Below are 559 nucleotides of genomic sequence, written 5' to 3'. Positions count from 1 at the left end.
CGAAGAATGCCTGTCAAAGTGCCAAAGAAAATCATCCCAGTAGAGCCTACAGACACCGACGATGCCCTGAAGTCTCGTGAGCAGCTCATGTCTGAGCTTGAGTACCTGCGCATGGAGAATGCCTACCTAAAGGAGTTGAAAGCCCTGCGGGAGGAGGAAAAGCGAAGGCAAACGCAAAAACGCTGATTGTGTCCAAGCTGAAAAGCAGATTCCCTTTGGCAGGTCTTCTGAGGCTGGCCGGGTTGGCGCGCAGCACGTTTTACTACCAGGCCAAGACCCAGCAGAAGCCGGATAAATACGCTGCGCTCAAGCAGCGTGTGCAGCGGGTTTACCACGAGCACAAAGGGCTTTATGGGTATCGACGCGTTGCTAGCACCCTCAGAAGCCAGGGGACCCTGGTCAATAAGAAAGTGGTCGAGCGGTTGATGGTCGATCTGAATTTGAAATCGATCGTACGCCCCAAGAAGTACCGTTCTTACCGGGGCATGGTCGGTAAAATCGTGCAGAACTTACTGGAGCGAAACTTCACCGCCCAGCGGCCCAATCAGAAATGGGTGAC

At 53.7% G+C, this 559-nt stretch carries 1 pseudogene; it reads left to right on the top strand.

Annotated elements, in window-relative coordinates:
- Nucleotides 1-559, top strand: a pseudogene (locus tag NLX68_RS26400) (IS3 family transposase); the annotation flags it as partial.

It is taken from the genome of Pseudomonas sp. SBB6, assembly GCF_024213215.1.
GTDB classification, from domain to species: domain Bacteria; phylum Pseudomonadota; class Gammaproteobacteria; order Pseudomonadales; family Pseudomonadaceae; genus Aquipseudomonas; species Aquipseudomonas donghuensis.
Note: the sequence above shows the minus strand (reverse complement) of the source record. Positions and strands in the feature narration are given on the sequence as shown.